10 protein-coding genes are annotated in these 13683 nt (G+C 42.4%); 4 read left to right on the forward strand and 6 right to left on the reverse strand.

Features of this window, described 5'->3' with window-relative positions:
* The first annotated feature begins 68 nt into the window (after positions 1-68).
* Positions 69-1745, forward strand: coding sequence for an amidase (locus QNI22_RS25230; protein ID WP_314514863.1), 1677 nt, complete (start codon positions 69-71; stop codon positions 1743-1745).
* Between the two features lie 47 nt (positions 1746-1792).
* On the opposite strand, the gene QNI22_RS25235 is transcribed toward QNI22_RS25230, so the two are convergent.
* Positions 1793-2416, reverse strand: coding sequence for a hypothetical protein (locus QNI22_RS25235; protein WP_314514865.1), 624 nt, complete (start codon positions 2414-2416; stop codon positions 1793-1795).
* A gap of 207 nt (positions 2417-2623) precedes the next feature.
* Here QNI22_RS25235 and QNI22_RS25240 point away from each other — a divergent pair, with 207 nt between their 5' ends.
* From QNI22_RS25240 to QNI22_RS25250, 3 genes are all read left to right on the forward strand, one after another.
* Entirely contained in the window at positions 2624-3391 is a 768-nt protein-coding gene (locus tag QNI22_RS25240; protein ID WP_314514867.1) for a glycosyltransferase family 2 protein, read from the forward strand.
* A 50-nt stretch (positions 3392-3441) separates the two neighbouring features.
* Complete coding sequence (gene pxpB / locus QNI22_RS25245; protein WP_314514869.1) at positions 3442-4167, forward strand: 5-oxoprolinase subunit PxpB; 726 nt, start codon at positions 3442-3444, stop codon at positions 4165-4167.
* A gap of 88 nt (positions 4168-4255) precedes the next feature.
* Complete coding sequence (locus QNI22_RS25250) at positions 4256-5224, forward strand: 5-oxoprolinase subunit C family protein (protein ID WP_314514870.1); 969 nt, start codon at positions 4256-4258, stop codon at positions 5222-5224.
* A 94-nt stretch (positions 5225-5318) separates the two neighbouring features.
* Here QNI22_RS25250 and QNI22_RS25255 read toward each other — a convergent pair whose 3' ends face one another.
* The 5 genes from QNI22_RS25255 to QNI22_RS25275 all read right to left on the reverse strand — a co-directional run bounded on the left by QNI22_RS25255 (position 5319) and on the right by QNI22_RS25275 (position 13452).
* Entirely contained in the window at positions 5319-8174 is a 2856-nt protein-coding gene (locus QNI22_RS25255; RefSeq protein ID WP_314514872.1) for a PQQ-dependent sugar dehydrogenase, read from the reverse strand.
* Between the two features lie 229 nt (positions 8175-8403).
* A complete protein-coding gene (locus QNI22_RS25260) occupies positions 8404-8616 on the reverse strand; it encodes a hypothetical protein (RefSeq protein ID WP_314001316.1) in 213 nt (70 codons plus the stop codon).
* Positions 8617-8812: 196 nt separating this feature from the next.
* Complete coding sequence (locus tag QNI22_RS25265; protein ID WP_314514874.1) at positions 8813-11452, reverse strand: TonB-dependent receptor; 2640 nt, start codon at positions 11450-11452, stop codon at positions 8813-8815.
* 129 nt (positions 11453-11581) lie between these two features.
* The gene (locus QNI22_RS25270; protein WP_314032019.1) at positions 11582-12346 is read right to left on the reverse strand and encodes a LytR/AlgR family response regulator transcription factor; all 765 of its coding nucleotides are present in this window, start codon (positions 12344-12346) and stop codon (positions 11582-11584) included.
* The gene (locus tag QNI22_RS25275; protein WP_314514876.1) at positions 12343-13452 is read right to left on the reverse strand and encodes a sensor histidine kinase; all 1110 of its coding nucleotides are present in this window, start codon (positions 13450-13452) and stop codon (positions 12343-12345) included. The genes QNI22_RS25270 and QNI22_RS25275 overlap by 4 nt, the downstream gene beginning before the upstream one ends.
* Positions 13453-13683 lie beyond the last annotated feature (231 nt).

Raw genomic sequence — 13683 nt, forward strand, 5'->3', positions numbered from 1 at the left:
AATACACATTTTCAATAAATCCAGCCTCTCGTTATATTTAGTTTCTAAAATTACGTTCCAACCTAACCATGCAATCCAAACCTATCTACTCACGATGGCTGCTATTGGCAGGTATTGCCTCAGTCAGCTTTGTGTCTGGAGCCTTCCTTACCAGACAAACTTCCCAGCCTGTTACCTCTTCAATGGTCCAGCAGGCTTCTGAGATTATTGGACTGGAATTTACTCCTGCCGAACGGGATTCGATGCTGGATGACCTTGCTGACCAACGATCAGGTTTTGAGAACTTTCGGAAAGTAGCTCTTTCCAATGATATTGCACCTGCTCTGACCTTTAATCCTCTACCAAAAGGATTTAAGGTAAATACTTTGAAAAAACCTTTTAAAATAAGCCAGGTAGGTGCGGTTTCTTTGCCAGCCAATCACGAAGATCTGGCTTTCTATACTGTCACACAACTGGCCGAACTGATTCGTACCCGTAAAATTACCTCTCTGGAGCTTACGCAGTTTTTTCTGGAACGACTTAAGAGGTATGGCCCTAAACTGGAATCTGTTATTACGCTAACAGAGGATCTGGCACTCAAACAGGCAAAACAGGCAGATGCAGAAATTAAAGCAGGTAAGTACAGAGGGTTGCTACATGGCATTCCTTATGGAGCAAAAGATCTGCTGGCAAAGAAAGGGTATAGAACAACCTGGGGTTCGGCGCCTTATCAGTACCAGGTCCTTGAGATGGATGCTACAGTCATTCGTAAACTGGAGGAAGCAGGTGCAGTACTGGTAGCCAAACTTACGTTGGGTGAACTGGCCTGGGGAGACATCTGGTTTGGTGGTAAAACACGCAATCCCTGGAACGTAGCACAAGGATCCAGCGGATCTTCAGCAGGATCAGGCGCCAGTGTATCGGCTGGTCTGATACCATTCGCGATTGGTACAGAGACATTGGGTTCTATCGTCTCTCCGTCAACAGTATGTGGTATTACAGGCTTGCGCCCTACTTTTGGTAGAGTGAGCCGCTATGGAGCTATGGCTCTTAGTTGGTCGATGGATAAGATCGGCCCTATGTGTCGAACCGTAGAAGATTGTGCGGTAGTATTTAACGCTATCTATGGCCCTGATGGACTGGATCATAGTGTCATAGATGCTTCTTTCAATTATACGCCTCTTTCTTCCTTAAAGGGATTAAAAATTGGTTATCTGAAAACGGCTTTTGAAAGTACCTATCCCAACCAGTCTTTTGACCAGGCTACTTTACAAAAAGTAAAAGAACTGGGAGCAGAGTTAATTCCAGTTCAATTGCCAGAACTTCCCTATCAGGATGCTACTATGATTATCTCTGTAGAAGGCGCTGCTGCCTTTGATGAGCTAACCCTCTCCAACAAAGATGATCAGATGGTCCGTCAGGGCAAAAATGCATGGCCTAATGTATTTCGCGCAGCACGCTTTGTCCCCGCAGTTGAATATCTGCAGGCTAACCGGATACGTACATTGCTGATTGAACAGATGAATGAGAAACTCAAAGGGCTGGATGCCTATATCACTCCTACCTATATGGGTGGAAACCTTTCACTGACCAATCTGACAGGACATCCCTGTGTAGTAGTACCCAATGGATTTAATGACAAAGGACTCCCTGTTAGTATTACATTTATGGGAAAGTTATTAGATGAAGCCAAATTGCTGGCAATCGCCAAACTTTATCAGGATGCTACTCCATTTCATCAGCAACACCCCAAACTAGCTTTATAACTGACTAAATACTAGAAAAGAGAAACAAACTCTCTCTTTTCTAGTATTTATTTTCCGGAAAATACCCCCAGGTCAAGCCCTTCCACAATCTTTTCCAGATCTTGAGGATTGGGCTGGTCTGTTGCCTCTATTGTAATCAGAAACCTATCTCCTATCCCTACAAATACAGTAGCTTTGTTAGACTGCTTATCAAATGTTTCCCATCCTTTTGCTTCTTTAGAAGGTAAAGCAATAGGCTTGACAATCTGTTCATTATTATCAATAGCAACACCTGATGCAAAAGTAGCTGTAGCCACATTATACAGAGTATAGGCAGCATTATAGTCGGTAATTGACACTTTCAGTGTTTTCTTATCTTTTTTATATGTCTGTTCTGCCACCCGGTATTTACTTCCCATCAGACTAATCAGTGAACTTCCGGAATTACCAGACGGTTGATAGCTTGCAATGCAGTTGGGCAATAACCGTAGTAATTCTTTACCAGGCAAGGCCATGGTATCTCCACGCTTTACGCGGGCAGCACGTTCCTTACTTATGGATTGTTCCCATAAAGGAGGGTTTAGTGAACCAGCAACTTTGGTAGCAGAAGCTGTTGCATTCTCTTTGTTAAAGGCAAAAAAGACAACGATAAGGGCACCTGAAAGGAGCACCACACATAAAATCCGTTTCATAGCTAATATCGGATTAATCCCCAAAATACTTTATCCCAGATAACAACAAACTCTTTCTTCGCAGCATCGTAGTTTGTCGCTTATTCTGTCACTCTTATTAGTACACCTGCGATGGTTTAATAATAAAAGGCTTGGATAGGTAAACAAAAGGAGGGAAAAGTATATTTTTGTTACCACCTATTTTGTGACTATTTATCTGTATATACCTTGTCTGAACAACCTCTCCTATCCATTATTACGGTAACCTATAATGCAGATGCTGTACTTACAGCCACTATACAAAGCATTATTAATCAAACATTTACCAACTATGAATATCTGATTATAGATGGCGGATCGACGGATGAGACACTCAACATCATACGACGGTACGAACATCATCTCTCCTACTGGATTTCTGAGCCGGATAAAGGATTATATGATGCTATGAACAAAGGATTGAAAGCAGCTCGCGGAAAATATATATGGTTTATGAATGCCGGAGATAAAATCTATGATAAGGATACACTTGCCTATATTGCAGAGAGTAGCCCTGCAAATGCAGATATCTACTATGGCGATGCGTTATTTTATGATGCTGCCAATAATGATCTGGGCTTACGCAGCGAAGTAACCCCCCATGCATTACCGTCAGTGCTCACCTGGAAATCGTTTCGGTATGGTATGGTAGTATGTCATCAATCTTTTATCATGCGAAGAGACCTGGCTCCGCTGTATGATTTGTCACATCCCTACAGCTCTGATATTGATTGGGAAATCCGTTGTTTGAAGGCTTCTAAAGAAATTATCAACACACAGGCTGTATTATCACGTTATCTGACAGGAGGATTTTCCCGCAAAAACCATGGTAAGTCACTAAAAGATCGATATCTGGTTTTACAAAAGCATTTTGGTGTGATTTCCAATATTTTTAATCATATTTGGATTACCTTACGTGGAATACTGTTTGTGCTAAAACGACGCAGAGGATATTAGCTCTGTTTTGTAACAAATTATAACAGGTAGTTTACAGGTATTTCTCTTGTATGATACCAACAAACTTTCAAATCTCCCCTCTTAGCGAGTCTGCTATTGTATTGGGGTTTGGCAATGCTATTGACCAGACTCTCAATACACAAGTACTTGCTTTAGCAGAAGCCATACAAGCCAATCCATTTCCTGGATTTACGGAAGTATTACCAGCCTATAGTTCGCTGACAGTCTTTTATGATATTTTTGCGGTACGAAAGGCATTTCCACATGCTCCTGCCTCTCATACGGTCCGGAAAATACTGCTTGACTATATGACAACAGATCCGTCTGCCTTTCATTCAGGTAAAGACATGTTGGTTAAAATTCCGGTTTGTTATAGCGAAGTATTCGGATGGGACTGGAAAGAAGTATATGAGCATACAGGTATTGCACGCGAAGAGGTAATTGCAATACACACAGCTAACGTATATCGGGTGTATATGATGGGATTTTTACCAGGTTTTCCTTATCTGGGTGGTATGGATTCCCGCATTGCCACACCCCGCAAGTCACAGCCACGATTAAAAGTCGAAGCAGGGAGTGTAGGCATAGCTGGTGAACAAACGGGTGTATATCCACTGGATTCTCCGGGAGGCTGGCAGATTATTGGCAAAACACCTGTCAAACTATTTGACTCTACTACCAATAAACCTGTTTTATTAAAGGCAGGTGATCAGGTTCAGTTTTATGAAATTGATGAAGATACATTTTATACATGGAACTCTGCCAAAGAAGTTTGATTTTTCTATGAAGTTGTATACAATATAGCTTCTACACTAACATCTCTGTCTGCAACAAAATTATTCAGCATCTACTTATCTATTTTTTGTGAGTATACATATTCTTCAAACAGGCTTGCTGACGACGATCCAGGATAGAGGACGCAAGGGTTATCGCCGTTTTGGCATCAATCCTAACGGAGTAATGGATACTATAGCGTCCACCCTGGTCAACTATCTGGTAGGCAATGATGCCAGTGAAGGAGTGATAGAGTTTCATTTTCCAATGGGAGAAATAGAGCTTGAAGAAGATGCACTTGTTGCATTTGGAGGAGCAGACTTTGGCTTGAAAGCAAACGACAAACCACTGGAAAACTGGAAACCTTACTACCTTAGCAAAGGAACCCGCATCAAGGCTACTGCCAAACCTCAGGGTGTGCGTTTGTATATGGCTGTACAGGGCGGATTTCAACTGGAAAAATGGCATGACAGTGTAAGCACCAATCTAAAAGCATCTATTGGTGGATACAAAGGCCGAAACCTGCAAAAGTCAGACAGAATACCATTTAAAGCAATGCGTTCTTTCACCTCTTCCCTACTCACTTACCCCTCCCACTGGAAGATTTCCTTCAACACTCTCCAACAGTTATATGGAAATGACACTGTACGCATCATTCCAGGACCAGAATGGGATATGCTTACCAAGGAGGCAAAAGAGATTGTTCATTCTCAAGAGTTTATGATCTCGTCCTTTAGTGACAGAATGGGCTATCGTCTGGAAGGAATGGCACTGGAGCGTGAATACACTACAGAACTGGTATCCTCTGCTGTGACCCAGGGAACTATTCAATTGCTGCCCAGTGGTCAGTTAATTATTCTGATGGCAGATCATCAGACTACAGGTGGTTATCCCCGCATAGCTACGGTCATTGGTGCAGATCTTTCGGGACTAGCTCAGATGTCTACTCATGACAAAATATACTTTTCACTTGTTTCTGTGGAAGAAGCCGAAGAACTACTACTTACTCAACACCAGGAATTTGAAATCCTACGGTTTGCCATTAATCAAAAAATGTAAGTGGTTGTTTGTATGTACCCACCTCTAAAGTATTATAAACCACTATCAGCAATTAGACACTCTAACTACTGATAGTGGAAATCAACCATCTATACTATTTCTTCTCATTCAGAAACTTTATACTGGTGAGTGTCATCAGTGGTTCAATCGGACGGGCTGTCTCATTCTTGAATACAAAGTACACATCATGTATGCCATTCACTGCCCTGATCGATGCCTTTACAGGAGGGCGATAAAAAGGATTGGGATTAGCAGGAGCGGGTTTAGGAGCTGCTCCATCCGGTTTTGCTTTAGTGCTGTCAGCCTTCTGGGATTCCAGTTGAGCCATTAGCTTGGCAATATCCTGTTCAGGTGCTCTTTCTACTTTTACCTCACCAATGAGGTCCCCTGTTGGAGAATCCAGCCTTACTTCAATAGTACCACCTACACTACCATCTCTTTTCTGTGCAGCAGCTGCCAGTTCCAACTCCTGAATGCCACTTAAATCCAGTTTTTTGAAACCTATATAGCTATTGGCAAAAGGTATTACATTGCTGCCACTTCCCATGCCTCTCGCCTTTATCTCAGCTCCTTTGATCACTTCTGCACTGGACGCACTGACATCCGCACTGCGTAATACAATGCTATTCTCTGCCGTTTGGGCAGGAATGGTTTTTACACCCCGGTCAGTATAGGCAGCCCGAATCAGTACAGACCCTTTGCCTTTGTCGCCTTCCGGAAGCTTTACAGTATACGTTCCTTTTACAGGTAGTGTACTCAGCGTTTTGGTAGTGCTGTTCAGAATATAGTTTACAATGGTACTGGCATCATTGACAGACATAGCTGGATGGGCAGGCATATTGACTTCTCCCCATACACCGGAACCACCATTGCGAATTTTGTTAATCAGATAATTTGGCGCATTGGCATCACCCTGGTATTTGGTGGCAATCTCAGTAAACATTGGTCCTACCGACTTGGTTTTGAGCTGATGGCACACATTGCAGTCACTCTTGGACATCAGCACCTTGGCTACCGCAAACTGAGTGGAAGCGTCTACACTGCGTTGTCCCTGAATGATTTCGGCATAGTCAAATCCTTCAGACAGATAGTCTATACTCATTGCTACCTGAGCGGGTGTAATTTTTCCATTAGCCAGACTACCATCTTCCTTATCACTGACAGTTACATCATATGCCAGAGGCTGATCTGTAAAGTAAAATGTTTTATTACCAGCCAGATCTACCGTTACTGCCGGAGGTTCATTGCCAGCAATAATCTTGATAGACTGGCTATTGCTTGCTCCTTTAACATCTGTTACGGTAAGCGTAGCTGTGTATACCCCTGCTTTATCAAAAGTGACAGCGGGATTGGCAGTGGTGAATAGTTTGGGTGCCCCTCCGACAGTAGTTACTTTCCACTGGTATTTCAGTGCATCCCCATCAAAGTCTTTGGTACCTTGTGAGGATAAGGTTGCCTGAAAAGGTACTGTTCCTCCTGTTTTGCTGGACGAGGCATGTACCAATGGCTTACGATTACCCCCATTGTATTCAATACGAACCAGAGCAGAGTTGTCACTTTTACGGAACCAGTTACTGCCATATTCCAGTACGTAAAGGTCTCCATTGGGACCAAACTTCATGTCAATAGGTTCTACCGGACGATAGTTTGGCAATATTCTCTCCATGGATTTATAATTGCTATTCTCATCCATGGTGATTGCCATAATCCAGCCACGGGAGAAGTCGGTAGCTATCCATTTGCCTTCGTAATAGGCTGGCCAGGGACGTTTTGCATTTTTAAAGTCTGAACGATGATAAATCGGACCACCCGTTGCACTACGGGAACCAGAACCTACCAGCGGAAACTTTTCGGATACGCCATAAGGATAATAAATAAAGGCCGGTTGGGCAGGAGGTAATTCCGTAAGGCCTGTGTTGTTCACAGAGTTGTTTAGTGGTTTGGCGGGGTCTTTCTTATCTCCACCTTTTTTCGCTACATAATCATAAAACGGATAGCCCACATTATCTGCAATAAAATAAGGCCATCCATAGAAACCCGGTTTCTTGGCCTGATTTAGTTCGTCATATCCACGAGGACCGTCTGGGGTATCATCTGTAGCATCTGGACCTACTTCTCCCCAATAGATATAGCCAGTTTTGCTGTCTACAAAGATTCTCCACGGATTCCGATGTCCCATAGTATAGATTTCGGGACGGGTTTTGGGAGTGCCTTTGGGAAACAGGTTTCCTGTAGGGATAGTGTAACTGCCATCTGGTTCCGGATGTATGCGTAAGATCTTTCCACGAAGGTCATTGGTATTGGAAGAACCCCGCTGATCGTCCCAGCTACTTCTGCCAGGTCGTTCGTCTGTTTGTCCAAACTGCCCGTTACCTGTATTGTTTCCTACTGTCAGGTATAAGTTTCCAGCCTTGTCCCATGTCATGCCACCTCCTGTGTGACAGCAAACTTCCCGTTGGGTGGGTACTTCCAGCATCACTTTTTCGGATTTTATAGCATCATCTTTAAACTCCCAGCGACTGAGTACGTGCTTCTTTTCAGTTGGATGAGCATAGTACAGATATAGCCAGTGATTTTGCTCAAAATTGGGGTCCAGCGACAAGCCCATTAATCCTTCTTCAGCTTCACGCACCTGACCTTCCGCACTGGTATATTTGGTGTTAACAGGAATGGTAGCGATGACACTGGTCGTGTTGGTTACCGGATCGTATTTCTTGAATCCTCCTTTGCGTTCAATGATAAAGGCAGTACCATCCTTCAGTACTTCAAACACCATAGGTTCGTCGAGGTCTTCTGTTACTACTACAGGCGTAAACCGGCTTTCGTCAGGTTTTTCATCTGCTGGAGAAGATGCTGGCTTTACGGAGGAAAAAGAGAGCAGACTAGCCACTACTGCCAGAATGCCCATAACAGGAAAAATGCGTTTTCGTGAGTAATTGGATGTTATCATACTGTAAGGGGTTAAAAAGTAACAAGTTTCTATCGGAGTATAAGTCTACAAGTCGGGACTTATAGTAGTATGTTGAAGTATTACTTAGAGGCTTACAATAGTATTATATAAAAGTAAATATTTTGTACTGGGAAAGTTATATGTTTTGTGAAAAATAAAAAAGACCTCTCTTTTTCTAGGCACTAGGTTCAGAGAGGTCTGGATGAAAGGATGTTTGGTTAGTTAAGTTTCAGATAACACTGGAAGGACTTCCTTCATGAATATGTTGCAGCAGTTCTACTTTAATAGTCTCTAACTGATCGAGTTCCCATGATTCAAATGGTATGATACCGTTCATTTTCTGTCTTAAACGATACACATAAAGTCTGCTCGAACTTCCATAAAGTATTTTCGATACATGCCGGATGTCCAGATAGGGGGTATGAAGCCAGGGCACCATCATAATTCTGTAGTTGGTATAATATTTAATAATTAGTACATAAAGGCCTGAAATAGCTTGTCCATAACGACATCGATAATGAATAGACTATTTTCAGGGCCTAGAGTTTAATTTATTTTGAAGCGGGTTATATAAATTTTAAAAGTCTATATGAATATCTTTTGAGCCTACTACACTATATATAAACCGCTTAGCTGTCTTATTGTTTTTGCTCCAATACAGGCAACGGTTTTTTCTGCATGGTTGAATCTGTTTTTTGCTGAGGCAAAGCTGGCACTTTCAACTGATTGGATGGTTTACCTGCTCCTCCTGGTCCTGCTCCCGGTCCTAGAGGCGCACCTCCGCCTTGTCCCTGAGGGGCTCCACCACCTTGCTGTTGTGCACCACCAGTGTTATCTCCACCTTCTTTCAGGTCGTCATTGTTAATGGACTTACGACTTCTGCGGGGAGCATCATTGGCACTTATCTTTCCAAACCGATAGCTGACATTTACTTTAAAACTCATATTGTGCATTTCTGTTACACTGGACTGCACTAAATCTGCCGAAGTCAGGTTAACACGCATTCTGTTGGCAGGTGTAAGAAAGTTTTCAGCTCCAAATCCGATACTGCCTCTTTTGTTGGCAAAATCTTTCTTTATACTCAGACTATAGATACCAAATCCGCTTTGAAACCCTTGTAACTGCACCTGACGTCCTCTGTAGAATCCAAAAGCTTGTATTCCCCAACCTTTGCCTAGCGTATAGTTTCCAAATCCCCGAATGTTATATACCCACCCCTGATTATTATACGTTCCATTGTTTAGTGAACTATAGTATGTATCTGTTCCACCATTTAGTGATAATCTGTTTGACAGATTAATATTGACAAACACACTAAAACCATATGCATTTTCTGTCCCTACGTTCTGGTATGTTGTTATAATAGTATCACCCTTTGCACTTCTTAACGGGCCAATTACATTATTAGTATTTCGCATAAATGTAGAAAAATTCAGCGAAGTACTTTTAATGTTTGTACTATAAGACAACTCAAAGTTGTTTGTATACTCTGGCTTCAGATCAGGATTTCCTACGGTTATATTTAACTGATTGGAAGACTGTACATTAGGATTTAAAAATTGTAAAGAAGGCCGTTGAATGCGACGGTTATAGGCCGCTTTGACCATATTTCCGTTTTTAAGCTTTTTGGACAAATTAAGGCTAGGTACCAATACTCCATACGATGGAATAGAGATAGCCTCTGTCTCTGCGCGCATAGCTGCATCAATGGTGGTATACTCATATCGTGCACCTGCTTTCAGGCTATAGTTCTTAGGCAGATTATACGTATAGGAAAGATATCCTGAAGTAATTTTCTGGTTGTAGCTAAACACGTTAGTCAATGTATTGTCAGTGCTGAGAACATAAGCACCAGTTGCTCCTGTTGCTGTGAGATACTGATAGTCACTGGTTACTTTACGGATGATCTCTTTGGCACCTACTTCCAGCATTTGGCTTTTTCCAATTGGATTCTGGTAATCCAGCTGAATGGTTATTTCCTCATTATAACTTTTGTTCAGGTTTTTGCGTCTGCTTTCAATTGCATCACTTTCTGAAAGAAGTGAACTGACAAAATCGTTGGTTTGGTTATTACGGCTATACTGAGTTAATATACTAAACTCCTGTTGAGGCTTTTTAAAGTTATGGGTAAAGTTCAGGTTCACATCCACCGTACCAGATAAGTCTTTGGTGTGTACATCCCGCAGACTGCTACTGTTTAATGTATCTGCTGCGAAAGTCTGACTCGATAATCCGTCCTGATAGGTGTCCCGGTTACGGGCTCCATACTGGACAGAGGCACTCAGGAAGTTATTATCGTTGATATCATAGTCCCAACCCAGGTTGTAATGTCCAAACAGGAAGTTGTTACGGTTGTATGCACTTTGTTTTGTCAGGTAGTTTGGCTCTCCATTTACGTAGGTTTGCTGAGTACTGTTAAAGTTTCCGTTTACATTGTATCCGTAACGTCCAAATCCACCCAGAGAGAAGCCCATTTTTCCTTTGCGGTAGCTACCCCGCAGACCCAGGTTGCTACCTCTGGTACCTGCACTGGCATCTGTATTCAGGGAGAAACCACTAAGTGTATTTTTCTTGGTAATAATATTGATGATACCACCTGAACCTTCAGCATCGTATTTGGCAGATGGAGAGGTAATCACTTCTACTGATTTGATCAGATCCGAAGGAATTTGCTTCAAGGCATCGGCTACACTTCCGGCAGTAATGGTCGAAGGACGGTTGTTGATTAATACTTTGATATTCTGACTACCACGCAATGAAACGTTTCCATCCAGATCTACTGACAGCATAGGTACTTTGCGTAGTACATCGGTGGCATCTCCTCCTTTATTGGTAGCGTCGTTTTCAGCATTATACACCGTGCGGTCTACTTTCTCCTCAATGATATTACGTTGTGCCTCTACGGTCACTTCCTTCAGCAACTGTACACTGGGGCTTACCACAATCGTACCCAGATCTATATTGTCATTTTTATCACTGATGGTGATGCCTGGAACAACCTTAGTCTGGTAACCAACGAAAAATATGGAGAGAGTATATTTCCCATCCGCTATTTTAGAAAGGGTAAACTTTCCTTTATCATCGCTGACAACTCCGTCGACAGGTTTGTTTGTAGCCGGATTGAGAAGGGATACACTGGCAAACGAAACGGCCTGGCGATTGGTAGAGTCAAGAATCACACCTGTGATCTTACCGTTCCCTTTTGGAGCAGAAGCTGTCTGAGCAAAAGCAGTTGTCAGGCAGATAGTAAAAGTGAAGAGGAGAAGTAATTTTCGCATAGTCTTAGGAGATTAGATATGCCAAAATTACTTCTCCTCTTTCTGCTGGTAAAATCAACCTTGCGGAGTGCCTGTTTTAGTAGGATGAGTCCCTGATTTTCCCTGTTGAATGTCTGTCGATTATCTCACTTATTTGCCCAGCCATTCCTTAAAATCAGTTATCCGGTCTCCGCTGACGAATACCTCATGGCGAGCCTTGGGTTTCAGATCCAGCTTTAGTTTGCTGCTCGAATAGGTATGAATAGTTTCAATTGCAGACAGAGACACAAGGTATTGACGGCTGATACGGAAAAACTGCCGGGGATTGAGTATCTGTGTTAGCTTATCCAGACTATAATCTACGGGTAAATGTAAACCATCCTGAGTAACCAGAAAGGCAACTTTTTCTTCCAGAAAGAAATAGGCAATTTCGGAAGTCTCTATGCTACGGATTTTTGTCCCGACAGTAACCATAAAACGGTCTTTGTAGTCTGTTTCTTTGGGTTTGCCAAGCAGGTTGAGCAAGGTGGTCAGATCAGGAGTGGCTGCCTGAGCCTGTTTTTTCAACAGCTGATATTTGTTTAAGGCTGCCACGAGTTCCTCATAATTCACAGGCTTTAACAGGTAATCAATGCTGTTTACCTTAAATGCCTGTATCATGTATTCGTCATAAGCTGTTGTAAAGATAATAGGAACCAGTAGCTGTACCTGTTCAAAGATACGGAAGCCCAGATCATCGTCGAGATGGATGTCCATAAACACCAGATCTGGAGAAGGATTTTCCCGGAACCATTGCACAGCCTTAGCAACAGAAGGTATTTTGGCAAGAACTTCAATACTGGGATCATACTTAAGGAGTAAAGATTCCAGTCGGCGGGCAGTCAGATTTTCATCTTCTATAATAAGTACTTTCATGAAAGTAGGGGAATTTTAACAATGAAAGCTCCGTCTGATTCACCAACCCAGACCTGTCTGTCGGTGAGCAGGTGGTAGCGGTTGATAATATTCTGCAACCCAACACCGGTTGAGATATCGGACTGTGTACGAAGCTGGATTTTATTTTTTACAATAAGATTCGTATTCTCTGCCCGGATATACACCTGTAGTGGCTTCTCAGATGACATACGGTTATGTTTGACAGCATTTTCTACAAGCAGCTGCAATGTCAAAGGCGCAATCCTGTATTGGTTCCAGTATGTCTCAGGCACCTGAATCACCACATTAAACTTATCCTCAAACCGGATCTTGAGCAAAAAGACATAAGACTGAATAAATTCCAGTTCCGTCTTAAGTGAGACCTGCTCATTGTCTTTTTGTTCGAGTATATACCGATAGGCTCTGGACAGTTGGTCAATAAACTTTTCTGACAGCTCTGCATCTACCTGCACCAAAGAGGATAAGATACTGAGGCTATTGAAGAGAAAATGGGGGTTTACCTGATTTTTCAGAGCAGAAAACTGTGCCTGTATATTCTCCTTTTCAAAGCGTTCTGCCTTCCCGTAAATCTCTTTCATTCGCTGATTGGCGCGTCGGTTGGCAATCAGGTAAAAGCTGGATAGCATCAGCATCAGAAAATAGCCAATGCTGGACCGATCCACAAAAGACCATAGTCGCTGAGTCATATAAGAAGGAGGCTGCTGAAACAAGTGTTTTCCCGTAAAGTACTGCAGGCCAAAGTCCATCAGCCCCACAACCCGTCGATAAACCATTACAAAGCTAACCGCCAGCACCAGCGAAAGAACTACAGTAACCAGTTGGGCCGGAAATTTAAATTCCAGCAGAAATCCTTCTCCAAAGCGCTCGGCCAGTTGATGCAATATCCACTCTGTGACGCCCATCCAGATAAAGTAAAAGAACAGGATAGCAAATGCGTCAACAACAAGAAAGGGAATAGAGGCCTTGATACCCTGCCAGTCGCCACCAAAAATGGGAAGGTACATATACAGAAAAATGGGATAGTATATCACCATCAGGCTGATAGCCAACTGCCATTTCTGCTTTGTATTTAAACGATAGGCCATGATAGCTCTTTGGTAAAAAACAACTTATAGCAAAGGTGATTTTTTACTTTATGAAAAGAAATGATTTACCTTTCTAAATGACAGATATTGCCACAGATTTTTTCTCATTACAAATTTCTGCTACTATCGTTGCTCAATAAAATGAATGTTCCTGAATGCCGTTTTTTGTCTGCGGAACCGGAAATTCTGAGGACGGAAGGTTGTATAGATGGTTGAACGGGAGGAATGAGA

This window comes from Xanthocytophaga agilis (genome assembly GCF_030068605.1).
In the GTDB taxonomy this organism is placed as follows: Bacteria; Bacteroidota; Bacteroidia; order Cytophagales; family 172606-1; genus Xanthocytophaga; species Xanthocytophaga agilis.

Excerpts from the sequence above, each read along its gene's own strand:
- QNI22_RS25230 (WP_314514863.1), top strand. The coding sequence starts at position 69 with ATGCAATCCAAACCTATCTACTCACGATGGCTGCTATTGGCAGGTATT.
- QNI22_RS25235 (WP_314514865.1), bottom strand. The coding sequence starts at position 2,416 with ATGAAACGGATTTTATGTGTGGTGCTCCTTTCAGGTGCCCTTATCGTT.
- pxpB (WP_314514869.1), top strand. The coding sequence starts at position 3,442 with ATGATACCAACAAACTTTCAAATCTCCCCTCTTAGCGAGTCTGCTATT.
- QNI22_RS25255 (WP_314514872.1), bottom strand. The coding sequence starts at position 8,174 with ATGATAACATCCAATTACTCACGAAAACGCATTTTTCCTGTTATGGGC.
- QNI22_RS25260 (WP_314001316.1), bottom strand. The coding sequence starts at position 8,616 with ATGATGGTGCCCTGGCTTCATACCCCCTATCTGGACATCCGGCATGTA.
- QNI22_RS25265 (WP_314514874.1), bottom strand. The coding sequence starts at position 11,452 with ATGCGAAAATTACTTCTCCTCTTCACTTTTACTATCTGCCTGACAACT.
- QNI22_RS25270 (WP_314032019.1), bottom strand. The coding sequence starts at position 12,346 with ATGAAAGTACTTATTATAGAAGATGAAAATCTGACTGCCCGCCGACTG.
- QNI22_RS25275 (WP_314514876.1), bottom strand. The coding sequence starts at position 13,452 with ATGGCCTATCGTTTAAATACAAAGCAGAAATGGCAGTTGGCTATCAGC.